The organism is Chryseobacterium defluvii (assembly GCF_014204415.1).
In the GTDB taxonomy this organism is placed as follows: Bacteria; Bacteroidota; Bacteroidia; order Flavobacteriales; family Weeksellaceae; genus Chryseobacterium; species Chryseobacterium defluvii_A.
Genome location: NZ_JACHLE010000001.1, coordinates 641,067 through 654,766, shown reverse-complemented (window position 1 = coordinate 654,766; position 13,700 = coordinate 641,067). Strand labels below are relative to the sequence as shown.

At 38.9% G+C, this 13,700-nt stretch carries 13 protein-coding genes and 1 pseudogene; 10 read left to right on the top strand and 4 right to left on the bottom strand.

Annotation, left to right across the window (positions count from 1 at the left end; genetic code table 11):
- Positions 1–7: 7 nt before the first annotated feature.
- Entirely contained in the window at positions 8–922 is a 915-nt protein-coding gene (locus tag HNP38_RS02930; protein WP_184184178.1) for a hypothetical protein, read from the top strand.
- 173 nt (positions 923–1,095) lie between these two features.
- On the opposite strand, the gene rsmG is transcribed toward HNP38_RS02930, so the two are convergent.
- Positions 1,096–1,731, bottom strand: a complete 636-nt coding sequence (gene rsmG / locus HNP38_RS02925; RefSeq protein ID WP_184184175.1) for a 16S rRNA (guanine(527)-N(7))-methyltransferase RsmG — start codon at positions 1,729–1,731, stop codon at positions 1,096–1,098.
- A 91-nt stretch (positions 1,732–1,822) separates the two neighbouring features.
- Here rsmG and HNP38_RS02920 point away from each other — a divergent pair, with 91 nt between their 5' ends.
- The 5 genes and pseudogenes from HNP38_RS02920 (at position 1,823) to HNP38_RS02900 (ending at position 7,434) form a co-directional block, all read left to right on the top strand.
- The gene (locus tag HNP38_RS02920) at positions 1,823–3,016 is read left to right on the top strand and encodes a pyridoxal phosphate-dependent aminotransferase (RefSeq protein ID WP_184184172.1); all 1,194 of its coding nucleotides are present in this window, start codon (positions 1,823–1,825) and stop codon (positions 3,014–3,016) included.
- A gap of 16 nt (positions 3,017–3,032) precedes the next feature.
- Positions 3,033–5,972: a M16 family metallopeptidase gene (locus HNP38_RS02915; protein ID WP_184184169.1), complete on the top strand. Its 2,940-nt coding sequence runs from the start codon at positions 3,033–3,035 to the stop codon at positions 5,970–5,972.
- A gap of 151 nt (positions 5,973–6,123) precedes the next feature.
- Entirely contained in the window at positions 6,124–6,756 is a 633-nt protein-coding gene (locus HNP38_RS02910; protein WP_184184166.1) for a peroxiredoxin, read from the top strand.
- A 119-nt stretch (positions 6,757–6,875) separates the two neighbouring features.
- Positions 6,876–7,184: a thioredoxin family protein gene (locus HNP38_RS02905; protein ID WP_184184163.1), complete on the top strand. Its 309-nt coding sequence runs from the start codon at positions 6,876–6,878 to the stop codon at positions 7,182–7,184.
- A pseudogene (locus HNP38_RS02900) lies at positions 7,184–7,434 on the top strand (DUF6952 family protein). The gene HNP38_RS02905 and the pseudogene HNP38_RS02900 overlap by 1 nt, the downstream one beginning before the upstream one ends.
- A 113-nt stretch (positions 7,435–7,547) precedes the next feature.
- Here the strand turns inward: HNP38_RS02900 and HNP38_RS02895 are convergent.
- Genes HNP38_RS02895 through HNP38_RS02885 form a run of 3 tightly spaced genes read right to left on the bottom strand, consistent with a single transcriptional unit; the run spans position 7,548 to position 9,784 of the window.
- The gene (locus HNP38_RS02895) at positions 7,548–8,234 is read right to left on the bottom strand and encodes a Bax inhibitor-1 family protein (RefSeq protein WP_184184160.1); all 687 of its coding nucleotides are present in this window, start codon (positions 8,232–8,234) and stop codon (positions 7,548–7,550) included.
- Positions 8,235–8,251: 17 nt separating this feature from the next.
- Complete coding sequence (locus tag HNP38_RS02890; RefSeq protein ID WP_184184157.1) at positions 8,252–8,704, bottom strand: peptidylprolyl isomerase; 453 nt, start codon at positions 8,702–8,704, stop codon at positions 8,252–8,254.
- A gap of 45 nt (positions 8,705–8,749) precedes the next feature.
- A complete protein-coding gene (locus HNP38_RS02885; RefSeq protein WP_184184154.1) occupies positions 8,750–9,784 on the bottom strand; it encodes an acyl-CoA reductase in 1,035 nt (344 codons plus the stop codon).
- 59 nt (positions 9,785–9,843) lie between these two features.
- Between HNP38_RS02885 and HNP38_RS02880 the strand changes: the two genes are divergently transcribed.
- The 4 genes from HNP38_RS02880 (at position 9,844) to HNP38_RS02865 (ending at position 13,693) form a co-directional block, all read left to right on the top strand.
- The gene (locus HNP38_RS02880; protein ID WP_184184151.1) at positions 9,844–10,194 is read left to right on the top strand and encodes a 4Fe-4S binding protein; all 351 of its coding nucleotides are present in this window, start codon (positions 9,844–9,846) and stop codon (positions 10,192–10,194) included.
- 109 nt (positions 10,195–10,303) lie between these two features.
- Positions 10,304–11,368 carry a 3-phosphoserine/phosphohydroxythreonine transaminase gene (gene serC, locus HNP38_RS02875; RefSeq protein WP_184184148.1) on the top strand — a complete coding sequence of 355 codons (1,065 nt, stop codon included), beginning with the start codon at positions 10,304–10,306 and terminating at the stop codon, positions 11,366–11,368.
- Positions 11,369–11,480: 112 nt separating this feature from the next.
- Positions 11,481–12,446: a D-2-hydroxyacid dehydrogenase gene (locus tag HNP38_RS02870; RefSeq protein ID WP_184184145.1), complete on the top strand. Its 966-nt coding sequence runs from the start codon at positions 11,481–11,483 to the stop codon at positions 12,444–12,446.
- 2 nt (positions 12,447–12,448) lie between these two features.
- A complete protein-coding gene (locus HNP38_RS02865) occupies positions 12,449–13,693 on the top strand; it encodes a DUF1015 domain-containing protein (RefSeq protein WP_184184142.1) in 1,245 nt (414 codons plus the stop codon).
- Positions 13,694–13,700 lie beyond the last annotated feature (7 nt).

Below are 13,700 nucleotides of genomic sequence, written 5' to 3'. Positions count from 1 at the left end.
TAAGATAATGAGACTTTCACATCATAAAATAAAAAAGACCGGGGCTTTTGGCCTTGCTTTATTCTTGACAGCCCATATCAACGCGCAAATGGGTGTAGGCACTCTTAACCCGGACAGCAACAATGCTGTAGAAGTAGCCGCAACAGAAAAATTCATAGTGGATAAGACTGGCAAGATTGGTGTTGGAGTTGCCATTCCCAAAATGGCCATAGATCTGCGAAATGGCACCAATGGTTCGGTAGGCATAGGGTATACTGATAAAACTGCTTCTGCTGCCGGAGCCGGAGCTGTGCGTTATGTGGCCAGTCCGGCTATTGGGGTAAAAGGCTATCTGGAGTTCTCTGATGGTACAAACTGGGTAGGGATCTATCCCAAAGGAAAGCCCAGAATTGTAGTAATGGCGGTTAAAACTACCCAAGATACCTATGTGTTCGAGAGCGGTACGCCTTCTGAAATAGGGCCCAAAGCAGGGATTATGCAGAGGCGGTCTTCCTACCTGACCAATTGGACACAAAAACTAGATTCAGACTCGGGAGTACCAACAGATAATTTTGATCCGGCCACGGGTGAGTTTGTAGCACCAAGGACGGGGGTATATTTTGCTACTTTTACTTTTGCACTGGCATCCAGCCAGGTAAACACCGGAAGCAATAACCAGACAGAAGCTATTTGGGAAGTTAGAAATTCAAGTGGGACAATTACCCAAAGAGTAAAAACCAACAATGGCTATTCCTCAGATACCGGCGCCAGTCCAAATGCCGTTCCGGTAGGCTCTGCGTGCACTGTAAGTGTTTATATGAACAAAGGAGATAAATTGAGGCCTTTTACCTGGATCACGGTAGCATTTGTTGACACCACATTGAGCCAGTTCAATACTTTTGATAGTGGGGCTTATAATGCGCTTACTATTGTAGAACAATAAACCTTAATTGAGAAGATAAGTATGCATTATTTACCGGGATCAGCTTTTACATTACGAAATATAATACAATCGATAAATTTGATTTGAGATAAAGCCTTTAAAGCCTGCCAGACAAAAGTACTATTTAAAACTATCGGAACTATAGATTACTTTAAAACAATTTCTATATTAAATTAAGAATTAAAATTACCCTTTGAGAGATACACTACTTTTTTGGTCTCAAAAAATTCTTCATCAAAATAGTTTTTAAGGGCATAGATCTCACATTTAAGCCCTGCAAGCTCTTCAGCAAGGTCTCCGCCTTTTAAATATAAGACTCCGTTGTGTTTCAGGTTGAACTGTTCTTTTTCAAACTTTCCTTTCAGCCATCTCAGGAATTCCGGCATCTGTGTAACCGCTCTGCTTACTACAAAATGGAATTTTTCCTTCAGCTTCTCTGCCCTGCCGTGGATAGCCGTTACATTTTTCAGCCCGATCCCTTCCGCCACCGCATTCACCACACTTATTTTCTTACCTATGGAATCTATTAATGTAAACTCAGATTCCGGGAACAGAATTGCTAAGGGAATACCCGGAAAACCGCCACCGGTTCCAATATCTAAAACCTTTGTTCCAGGCGTAAACTCCATCACTTTAGCAATTCCCAGTGAATGCAGGATGTGCTTTTCATACAAAGATTCCATATCTTTTCGGGAAATCACGTTGATTTTTTCATTCCATTCCTCATAAAGCTTTTCCAGCTTTGTGAACTGTTCTGCCTGATTTTCTGTAAGATCCGGAAAGTATTTTAGTAGTAATGATATAGACATGCCAATTATTATAATCAGCAAAAATAAGTTTTATTTCACATTTTATTCAAATTAGTTTTTATTATATATTTGTTAAAATTCAAAAAAATACATGGACAAACTTTCAGATAGGGTAAAAAGACTAGGTTACTCACAAACTTTTGTAATGTCTAATAAGGTAAGGGAAATGAAAGCCAGCGGAATAGACGTTATCAGTTTAACTCTCGGTGAACCGGATTTCGATGTTCCGGATAACATAAAGCAGGCAGCTTTTGACGCCATCAATCAAAATTACAGCCACTACTCCCCTGTTCCGGGATTTTTAGAGCTTCGTGAAGCCGTTGCCTACAAATTGAAAAGAGATAATAACCTTGATTACAAACCTTCTCAGATTTGTGTCTCAAACGGTGCCAAACAGGCTATTTTAAACGTTCTGGCAGCTATTATCAACGACGGTGACGAGGTATTGCTTCCCGCCCCGTATTGGGTAAGTTATGACGAAATGGTAAAAATGATGGGCGGAACCTCTGTAATGCTTCCCACCTCTTACGTAACCGATTTCAAAATTACTGCAGAACAGCTGCAGGAAGCAATTACCGATAAAACCAAAGCCATACTTTTCAGCTCACCATGCAATCCTTCAGGCGGTTATTATACCTATGATGAACTGCAGTCTCTGGCTAAAGTTATTGCCAAATATCCTCATATTACCGTTATTTCCGATGAAATCTATGAATTCATCAATTACGAAACCCAAACTACCTCTATTGCCCAGTTCCCGGAAATTTATGAACAGACTGCCGTGATCAACGGAATGTCCAAGGCCTATGCCATGACAGGATGGAGAATTGGCTACTCAGCGTGTCCGGAATGGCTGGCTAAAGCCTGTGAGAAAGTTCAGGGGCAAATGACCAGCGGTGCCAATACAATGGCGCAGAGAGCTTCAATAACCGCCTTAAAAACTGACCCTTCGGAATATAGATATATGATCGATGCTTTCGAAAAAAGAAGAGACCTTGTTTATGAGCTGATCAAAGAGATTCCCGGATTTAAGGTCGTATTACCTAAAGCCGCATTCTATTTTTTCCCTGATGTTTCCTACTACATTGGAAAAACACTGGACGGAACCGAAATCAAGGATTCTGATGACTTTGCCATGTTCTTGCTGGATCGTGCCCATGTAGGCTGTGTAGGCGGTGTTTCCTTCGGAAGCCCTGAATGTATAAGGTTTTCTTATGCGGCATCCGAGGAAGATCTGAGAGAATCCATGAGAAGAATCAAGGAATTACTGATAAAATTTAATTAATAAACATAAGATTACAATGAACTTTTTAAAAAGAATCACAATTGTTACAAGCATTGCAGCGGCAAGCTTTACAGGCTACGCTTACGGACAGGATTTTCAGTGGAAAGAGGCTAAGTCTAATGGCTATGCGTATAAATATGTGACCAATGACCCTACATCAGCGAGATACTATACATTAAAAAACGGACTTACCGTTATTTTGAGTCCCACTAAAAAAGATCCCAGAATTCAGACTTTCATTGCTACAAAAGCAGGAAGTAAAACTGACCCTTCAGATCATACCGGCCTCGCCCACTACTTAGAGCATATGCTTTTCAAAGGAACAGATAAATACGGTTCCAAAGACTGGGCGAAAGAGAAACCCCTTTTAGACCAGATCGATGCACTGTATGAACAATACAACCAGACTAAGGATGAGGATAAAAGAAAAGAGATCTATAAAGAAATCGATAAAGTTTCCGGTGAAGCTTCAAAGTTTGCCATTGCCAACGAATATGACAAAATGATGTCCGGAATGGGTGCTGACGGAACCAACGCTTTCACATCATTTGAACAGACTGTATATACTGAAGATATTCCTGCAAACGTGGCTGATAAATTCCTTGCTGTTCAGGCAGAAAGATTCAGAGAACCTGTTTTAAGGCTTTTCCATACAGAGCTGGAAGCCGTTTATGAGGAGAAGAACAGAGGGCTGGATAATGATCCCAGAAAAGTCTACGAAGCTATGTTTTCAGCTATTTTCCCGAACAATAATTACGGAAAACAAACCACCATCGGAACTGTTGAACATTTAAAGAACCCTTCTTTAAAAGCGATCAGGGAATATTTCAACAATTACTACGTTCCGAATAATATGGGCGTGATTATGTCCGGAGACTTTAATCCCGATGAAATGATCGCTAAGATCGACAAGGCTTTCTCCTACATGAAATCCAAACCTGTCCCTGAATATAAAGTGGAACAGGAAAAACCGATCACAGCTCCTATTGTAAGGGAAGTATACGGACCAAACCCTGAAAACATTACCATAGGATTCAGATTTCCGGGAGCTACCACCAAAGACGCAAGGCTGCTGAGTCTTATCGGAAGTATGCTGACGAACGGACAGGCTGGCCTTATTGACCTGGATCTGGTAAAAAAACAAAAATTATTGGGTGCTTATGCTTTCCCTTATGTTTTGAAAGATTATTCCGTTCTTTTATTACAGGGAAATCCTACGGAAGGACAGTCTCTGGATGAAGTGAAGAGCCTGTTACTTCAGGAGATCGATAAATTGAGAAAAGGGGAATTTTCAGATGACCTGATCCAGTCTATCGTTAATAATGAAAAGAAAAATATCATCCAGAAAAATGAAAAATATACTTCAAGAGCCGAATCCCTGATGGATGAATTCACTTCTGAGGTTGACCATAAAACAACTCTGGAATATGTGGACGAAATTTCAAATCTTACCAAAAAAGATATTATGGATTTCGTTTCAAAATATCTTCAGGACAACAATTATGTTGCGGTCTATAAAAGAAAAGGTGAGGACAAGAATATTGTAAAAGTCGAAAAGCCTACCATCACTCCTGTTTCCGTCAACAGAGAAGACCAGTCTGAATTCCTGAAGAATATAGAAAAAATGCCTGAGGCGGCAATTTCTCCGGTATGGCTGAATTTTGATAAAGATATTGCTAAAAATAAATTGGATGGTATTGAGGTACTTTCAGTGAAAAATACCGACAATTCATTATTCAGGCATTATTATCATTTTGATTCCGGAAAATGGAATAACAAGATGCTTCCTTTGGCAGCAGAATACCTTCAGTATCTGGGAACGAAAAACAAATCTTCAGAAACCCTCAGTAAAGAATTTTATAAACTTGCTTCCAGCTTCAGCGTAAATGCCGGAAACGAGGAAACATCCGTTACACTGGAAGGTATGAACGAAAATTACGATAAAACCATCGCCTTATTTGAGGACCTTATCAAAAACTGTCAGCCGGACGAGAAAGCATTGGAAGCCTATAAAGCAAGACTGAAAAAATCCAGAGCCAATGCCAAACAGAACAAAGGAGCTATCATGTCCGGATTAAGAAGCTACGCGCAATACGGCCCTCAAAACCCGTTCAACAATGTTTTAAGCGATGCTGAGCTTGATGCTTTAAAAGCAGAAGACCTGGTGAATATTCTTCATGATCTTTTCAATCATAAGCATAAAGTATTGTACTACGGTCCGAAATCAGGAAGTGAGGTAGTTGCCTCTTTGACTCCGGTTCACAAGCTTCCGGCAACATTAAAGGAAATGCCGAAGTCTAAAACCTTTGCACAAATCCCTACAGATAAGAATAAAGTATTATTTGCGCACTATGATATGGTTCAGGCCGAAGTCTTCTGGGTAAGGAATGGTGAACAGTATAATCCGGGTATTACCCCTACCGTAAACTTATTTAATAACTATTTCGGGGGCGGTATGGGCTCTATTGTATTCCAGACCATCAGAGAATCTAAAGCATTAGCCTATTCCACCTATTCCTATTTCTCCCTTCCGGGCAAAAAGCAGGATAAAGATATGGTTACGGCTTATGTAGGAACACAGGCGGACAAGTTCAATGAGTCTACCACTGCAATGAACGAACTTCTGACTACCCTTCCAAAATCCGAGCAGTTATTTGAAACGGCGAAAAGCGGATTAAAGAAATCCATTGCTTCCGAAAGAGTGACTCAGGACGGAATTATTTTCTCCTATCTGAGAGCCCAGAAGCTTGGAAATAATTTCGATATGAGAAAGAATGTCTACGAACAGGCTCCAAAACTGACTTTTACGGATATCAATAACTTCCATGATAAGGAAATGAAAGGCAAAAACTACACGTATTGTTTAGTGGCTTCTCAAGACAAAGTAAAAGAAACCGATATGCAGAAATTAGGAGAAGTGAAGAAACTCAACCTCAATGAAATTTTTGGTTACTAAAATAAACTAAAAGCCCTGAAATCAGGGCTTTTTTATTTGGACAGATCGCAAAAATAATTATAGATTTTATTTATCAAAATACATTTGTTTGATAGATGAACTATTTTTATATTTGCACCAGAAAATTTAAATATAAAAAAATAAGAAAATTATGTCTTTAGTAGGAAAAAAATTCCCGAATGTAACCATCGATGCGATGTCTGAAATGGGTGATGATCTTAGAATCAACATCTTTGAAGAAACAACAGCCAACCAGCAGAAAGTTCTTTTATTCTGGTACCCGAAAGATTTCACTTTTGTATGCCCGACTGAGCTTCATGCTTTCCAGGATGCTTTAGGTGAGTTCGAAAAAAGAAACACCAAAGTGATCGGAGCTTCTTGTGATACTAATGAAGTACACTTTGCCTGGTTAAATACTGCAAAAGAAAACGGAGGTATCGAAGGAGTAACTTATCCGCTTCTAGCTGATACTCACAGACAATTGGCCAACATTTTAGGAATTGTAGATCAGGATTTCGAATATGATGAAGACGGAAACGAAACTTTCACAGGTTCAAATGTAACCTACAGAGCAACTTATTTAATCGACGAAACCGGAAAAATTTTCCATGAGTCCGTAAACGATATGCCTCTTGGAAGAAATGTAAAAGAATATTTAAGGCTGATCGATGCTTATACTCACGTTCAGAAGCATGGAGAAGTTTGTCCTGCAAACTGGGAAGAAGGGAAAGAAGCCATGAAAGCGGACAGAAGTTCAACAGCAGAATATTTAGCAAAGAACTAATTTAAAATAATGTAACAATGTAGCAATATATCAGTGTAACAATAGGATGTCTCAAGAATCTTAATTGTTAAATTATTTAATTGCTACATTGTTAAATTTTACAAGTTAAAATTTAACTTATGTATACGGAATTAACAGAAGATACGCTGCAAAATATTGTAAGCGACAATGAAAAAGTAGTGGTTCAGTACGGGGCAACATGGTGCGGGAATTGCAGGATCATGAAGCCTAAATTCAAAAAACTGGCATCTGAAAACGAAAATATTCCATTTTTATATGTAGATGCAGAAAAACTGCCTGAAAGCCGAAAACTGGCTAAAGTAGATAACTTACCTACTTTTGCGATCTTTCAGAATGGAGAACTGGTTAATCAGGTTCAGTCTAACCAGACTGAAAGTCTAATCAACTTATTTAACGAATTAAAGTAATGAAATTACCCATCATAAGACAGTTTTATCAGAATCAGACTCCTGAGAGAACCTTGAAAAGACTTTAGAAGTTCTGGAAAGCTTCTGTGAATTCAGGGGAACCAGTGAAGAAGACCTGAATGTTGCCGGAGAGCTGATCACAAATATCTGTGGAGCTTTGGAAGTTCATGCCAGCGTTCAGAACGGAATGAGTGAGAAAGATGCTTTAAATTCTTTTGCCCAGAAGGTTTTAGGATCTATTGACAAATAGTCACTTATAAGCTATTAAAAGCTTGAAAAATTCCTAATATCTACTCTTCTTAAAAATAAAAAAATCCTGATGTTTCATCGGGATTTTTTTATTTTTATAGCTTATCAGATTTCTCAGCTTCTTCTGCTCATCAAAATTCTCAGAACATACCAGAACAACAGCATAATAGAAGCAAAAAGCTGCAAAGAAGCCCCCACATACTGTCCGGTCGTATAAGTATCCTTAAGCTTGCTGGTCTCATATAAAATACTTGCAGAAGCCAAGATCACCATTCCCACGGAAAACCATAATCCTAGATTAAATCCGAAAATGGCCCCTGCAACGATCAGCCCGATCGAAAGAAAACCTCCGATGATAATGATATTCCTCAAAAAAGAAAAATCTCTTTTCGAAGTATAGGCTATAGCAGAAATCCCTGCAAACATAGCAATAGTGAGCATCGCTGCCTGATAGATCACCGCACCTCCGGCCGTACCTGCTGCCATATAGATCAGAGGTAAGAAAATCACAGCTTCAAGCAGGATGTAAAACCCCAATCCGAAATATTGGGTCGATTTGCTTTGTGATAAAGACCATCTGCTCGCCAGCATGGAAGCCAGCCAGAACACCCCTATGATCAATAACCAGGTATAATTCTGGGCAAACATCAGGTTAATGATCTCTACTGGCACTGTTTTCAGCAAAATAGTTTCGACCCCGATAAAAGCAAGGATCGATAAAGCAACATGCAAATACGTTTTTTTATAAAATTCTGCTCTTTCCACTTCTGTAGAATGGGCCACTAAAACATCTGTCATCATAGTTTTTATATTTTTAATTACTTTTCCTGTTTATATGGTTTAATTCCTAAAATCTTTCCGTTTTCTTCAAAAACTGCAGTAATAATTTCCTTTGGAAACTCAGATACATCATCAGAATATTTATACTGGATCATCGGATAATTTCCTCCGCCTATCATCGATTTGTAGCCTGTTTTAAATATCACAAGCTTTTTATTAAAGTTAATATCTGTGGACAGTTTTTTGTAAACATTATCCGTAATAGCTTGTTTTGCTTTAGGAGAAAGCAAATTTTCCATTGCTTTCCGGTCAGAAGATTGTAATGCAGCAATGAATTTCACAAACTGGCCATCAAAGAGAGCGATCTGTCCTTTATCCAATGAAAATTTTTGCTGAGTATTTTTACTCTCTTTCTTTTGAACATTTTTAACCTTCTGCGAAAAGCAAAACTGTACGACCAGAACGGAAAAGACTAAAAAAATACTTTTCATAACCTTTGGGGATTTTAGAATGATAATACGGAAATATACAAAGAATTAAATAACTTCCAAAAACTTCATGGTATCCACATTATCCGCATAGGTATTCAATCCCGGATTTTGTGCCTCTCCAAACCGGATCGAATTAAATCCTAGCCCTTCTTTAGCAACCACACACTGGATATTCTCTTCATTTTCGGCAATGAAGCCTTTCACATCTTCCAAAGAAGCATATCTGCTGAAATTGATCACAGAAAGCGGACTGAACAATTGAGCATCTTCTTTCAGCATTACAAAATTATTATCCCAGAATTTCTCCTGATTCAAAAGGTATACCGCCCTGTTGTAATCATAATTATTGGCATATTTATTATGATGGATAATATCCTGGAAATCCAGAAAGTTCTCAAATAATCTGTCAAGGACAAAATCCTGCGGGATAAAAATCCTAGTCACATTCCTGCACCCCAGTCCGAAATACCTGAAAATATCATGAGCCAGAAGCTGCAGTTCTTCATCAGTCTCATCGCCTTTTAAAACCGCAATAGAGGTTCTGTTCTTACGGATGATGCTCAGCTGGTTTTTAAAGTAATACTCCAGATACCTCGCCGTATTATTGCTCCCCGTTGCAATTACCGCATCAAAATTCTCCAGTTTTTCCACAAACTCATATTCAATTTCATTACCGGAAAACTCTTTCCATTGTTTCAGGAGAAAAGGAACCAGGTATTTATCCTTCGAAGACAGTTTGATCACCGGGATATGATTGCTTAAAATAACGGAAATGATATCATGCAGCCCTACCAAAGGAATGTTCCCTGCCAGGATGAGTCCTACCCTTTTTGTTATTTTAGAGATTGCATAATCTTTAAGCCATTTTTTTATATTTTCCTCAGTCAGCAGATCACACCATTGCTGTAAAGCAAATTTCTGATTATCAACAGTAAACCACGGATTTTCTATTTCAGATTTCTTTAACAATAACTCAAAATTAAGATCACTTTTATTATAATCTTCCTGATTTTTTGCTAAAAACCCTTTGATATAAACACTTAATTTAGCAAGTCCTAAAACACGATTTTCAATACTCATAATTGCTTTAAAATTGGGGAATATTTTGTAATTTTGTGCAAATTTAAAAAAAATTAGCGATGGCTATTAAAATAACTGATGAATGCATCAATTGCGGAGCCTGTGAACCGGAATGTCCCAATAATGCAATATATGAAGGAGCCGTAGACTGGAAAGCTTCCGATGGTACTGCACTGAACGGTACTGTGACGTTGCCTTCAGGTTTAACTGTGGATGCTGATGCCCCGCAGGAGCCCGTAAATGATGACGTTTACTTCATTGTAACCGATAAATGTACGGAATGTAAAGGATTTCATGAAGAGCCACAGTGTGCCGCCGTTTGCCCTGTAGACTGCTGCGTTCCGGATGAGGACCATGTAGAATCCGAAGATGCTTTACTTAATAAAAAAGCATTCTTACACGGTGAATAAAAAGCTCCGTCTCATCCAATATGAGACGGTTTTTAATTTTAATATAAAATCTGATCAAAAATAAAAATGAAACCACAGGACAGCCAGTCCTGTAAAACAAAATAAAAATATGAGCAAAAAGCACAATTTCAGCGCAGGACCATGCATACTACCGCAGGAGGTATTTCAAAAATCAGCAGAAGCTATCTTAGATTTTAACGGTATCGGTTTATCCATCCTTGAGATTTCCCACAGAAGCAAGGATTTTGTTCCCGTAATGGATGAAGCGCGTGCCATAGTAAAGAGGCTGATGAATCTGGGTGATGATTATGAAGTTTTATATTTAGGCGGTGGGGCCAGCCTCCAGTTTGCCATGGTACCTTACAACCTTCTGAAAGTAGGTGGAAAAGCGGCTTACCTGGATACAGGAACTTGGGCTGCAGGAGCAATCAAGGAAGCTAAAAAATTAGGCAATGTAGACGTTGTAGGCTCTTCAAAGGAAGAGAACTACTCTTTCATTCCGAAAGGCTATACGGTATCTTCAGATTATGATTATTTTCATTGCACTTCAAATAATACGATCTATGGAACTCAAATGAAGTCTTTCCCGGAAGTGGATACCCTGATGGTGTGTGATATGAGCTCAGATATTTTCTCAAGACAACTGGACTTCTCAAAATTCGACCTGATCTATGCCGGTGCCCAGAAAAATATGGGACCTGCGGGAGTTACACTAGTGGTGGTAAAAAAAGAGATCCTGGGTAAAACGGGAAGAGAAAATATGCTGTCCATGTTAGATTATTCCCAGCATATTGCAAAGGAATCCATGTACAATACACCACCTGTTTTCCCTGTATATGCCTCTCTGCTTACCCTTCAGCATCTGGAAAATAATGGAGGAATAGCAGCAGCCGAGCAGAGAAATGAAGCAAAAGCACAACTTTTATATGATGAGATCGACAGCAACCCTTTATTTGAAACTTTCTGTGTAAAGGAAGACCGTTCATTGATGAATGTTTCTTTCAAGTTGCTGGATGAGAGTAAAAAAGAGGCATTTGACACGGCCTGGAAAGCAGCAAGAATCAACGGACTGAACGGGCACAGAAGCTTAGGCGGATACAGGGCAAGTTTATACAATGCCTTACCTATCGAAAGCGTTCAGGTTTTGGTAGATGTGATGAGATCGATAAAGTAATTAAAATATTAAAAATCAACAACTTAAAGAATTATTGCCATTATATATAATTTTATTATTTTGCGCCAGTTTAAAACCTTTAAATCTTTAAGTTTTGAATTAAAATAAAACTATGAAAGTCTTAGCTAACGATGGCATTTCGAAAGCCGGGGAACTGGCTCTAAAAGAATCAGGAATTGAACTTCTGGACAACCGTGTTGCCCAGGACCATGTTATTAATTTCATTAATGAGAATAATGTGGATGTTCTTCTTGTAAGAAGTGCGACCAAAGTAAAACAAGACGTTATTGATGCCTGCCCTACTCTCAGAATTATCGGGAGAGGCGGTATAGGTATGGATAATATTGATGTGGAATACGCAAGAAGCAAAGGCATAAAGGTGATCAATACCCCTACGGCGTCTTCAAAATCTGTAGCTGAGTTGGTTTTTGGCCATTTTTTCTCACTGGCAAGATTCCTTCATGAGGCCAACAGGCTGATGCCGCTGGAAGGAGAAACCCATTTCAATGCATTGAAGAAATCGTTCAGCAATGCCTACGAGCTTTCAGGAAAAACACTGGGAGTTATCGGTTTCGGAAGCATAGGACAGGAAGTAGTGAAAATGGGGATCGCATTGGGTATGAAAGTTAAAGTATTGACCAGAAAACCCCGAACCGAAGCCCTTACGCTGGATTTTTTTGACGGTCAGACCGTTAATTTTGAAATTACATCCACCAATGATACCGATGCCTTCCTTAAAGATACGGATTTCATCAGCATCAATACGCCAAAAACCACTGAATACATTATAGATACTCCCCAGTTTGAAAAAATGAAAGATGGTGTTTATATCGTGAATACGGCAAGAGGAGGAGTCATTAACGAAGTCACCTTGCTCGATTTTATTGAGTCTGGTAAAGTGGCAGGAGCGGCCCTTGATGTTTTTGAAAGTGAACCCAATCCCGAGCTGCCGTTACTTATGAATCCGGCGCTGTCCCTTTCCCCGCATGTAGGTGGAAATACAATAGATGCGCAGGAAAAAATAGGAATTGAACTTGCGGAACAAATCATTAAGCTAAAAAAAGAAACTATAAATTAAATATGCCTGTTTTTAAACCTTTTCGCGGAATACGGCCTCATAAAGACCTTGAGAGCAGTTTCCCTACCCATCCCCTGGATAATTTCACCCAGGAAGAAATTGCGGAAAAAGCCCAAGTTGAAGACACTTATATCCATATGATAAAACCATATGTAGTAAGTAAATCCAAAGATATAGACCGGAACCTGAGAAAGATCCGATCTACATTTGAAGAACTCCTGGATGAGAAAAAGCTGGTCCAGGACAATTCGGCGTATTATCTTTATGAGCAGATCTATCCCGGTAAACAGGTCTTCCGGGGACTTCTCGGCTTGGCGAGTATAGAAGATTTCCAGAACGGAAAGATCAAAAGGCATGAAAGTACCATTCCCCAGAAAAAAGAAAAACTGGCCCACTACCTGGAAAAAGTAAATTTGCAGGCAGAACCTGTACTTCTTACCTATCCTGCCAATTCAAAGATCGAGCTTCTGATGAATCATGAGGAGAAGAACGTTCCTATTTTTAATCATGTGGACTCAAAGGGGATCAGGCATAAGATCTGGAGAATAGACAATCGTTTAAAGTTGCAGCAATTTAAGGAAGTGATCGATCAGATCGACTCTTTCTATATTGCAGACGGCCACCACAGGATAGGCTCTACCGCTTTGAATGCCGTGCATCAGAAAGAAAAGAACAAAAGGCATAATGGCACAGAACCTTACAATTTCGTCTACAGTTTTATAGTTTCCAACCAGTCTATCAAGATCCACGATTACAACAGGATCCTGAGTGATCTGAATGGGCAATCCAATGAAGAATTCCTGAAAGGGCTTGAACACTATTTTTTAATTCACGAAAAAGGCCACACTCCCTATTATCCTTCGCAGAAATTTCATATTTCCATGTATCTGGGAGGGAAATTTTATTCTCTTCATGTAAAACACGACCTTCGGTCTCAGGAAATGTCTCTGGACAATCTGGATCACCATCTTTTAGATAAATATATATTTAAAAGTATCCTGAAAATAGAAGATCCTGACAGTTCAGATAAGATCTCCTATATCAAAGGAACTTCCAATATTGAAGGAATTAATATTCTAAAAGAAAGAATTGATAGTGGCGAAGGAAAGGTAGGTTTCGGAATTTATCCCGTAAGCTTTAATGATATGATCAGGATTTCCGACCAGAAATTAAGCATGCCTCCAAAATGTACGTTCATTGAGCCGAAATTGGTTACCGCACTGCTAATGTATGATATGAAATCTTAATATATTA

Bases quoted from the DNA above. Each gene is read 5' to 3' on its own strand.
- serC (WP_184184148.1), top strand. From the start codon at position 10,304: ATGAGCAAAAAGCACAATTTCAGCGCAGGACCATGCATACTACCGCAG.
- HNP38_RS02865 (WP_184184142.1), top strand. From the start codon at position 12,449: ATGCCTGTTTTTAAACCTTTTCGCGGAATACGGCCTCATAAAGACCTT.
- rsmG (WP_184184175.1), bottom strand. From the start codon at position 1,731: ATGTCTATATCATTACTACTAAAATACTTTCCGGATCTTACAGAAAAT.
- HNP38_RS02920 (WP_184184172.1), top strand. From the start codon at position 1,823: ATGGACAAACTTTCAGATAGGGTAAAAAGACTAGGTTACTCACAAACT.
- HNP38_RS02870 (WP_184184145.1), top strand. From the start codon at position 11,481: ATGAAAGTCTTAGCTAACGATGGCATTTCGAAAGCCGGGGAACTGGCT.
- HNP38_RS02910 (WP_184184166.1), top strand. From the start codon at position 6,124: ATGTCTTTAGTAGGAAAAAAATTCCCGAATGTAACCATCGATGCGATG.
- HNP38_RS02915 (WP_184184169.1), top strand. From the start codon at position 3,033: ATGAACTTTTTAAAAAGAATCACAATTGTTACAAGCATTGCAGCGGCA.
- HNP38_RS02890 (WP_184184157.1), bottom strand. From the start codon at position 8,704: ATGAAAAGTATTTTTTTAGTCTTTTCCGTTCTGGTCGTACAGTTTTGC.
- HNP38_RS02880 (WP_184184151.1), top strand. From the start codon at position 9,844: ATGGCTATTAAAATAACTGATGAATGCATCAATTGCGGAGCCTGTGAA.
- HNP38_RS02895 (WP_184184160.1), bottom strand. From the start codon at position 8,234: ATGATGACAGATGTTTTAGTGGCCCATTCTACAGAAGTGGAAAGAGCA.
- HNP38_RS02885 (WP_184184154.1), bottom strand. From the start codon at position 9,784: ATGAGTATTGAAAATCGTGTTTTAGGACTTGCTAAATTAAGTGTTTAT.
- HNP38_RS02905 (WP_184184163.1), top strand. From the start codon at position 6,876: ATGTATACGGAATTAACAGAAGATACGCTGCAAAATATTGTAAGCGAC.
- HNP38_RS02930 (WP_184184178.1), top strand. From the start codon at position 8: ATGAGACTTTCACATCATAAAATAAAAAAGACCGGGGCTTTTGGCCTT.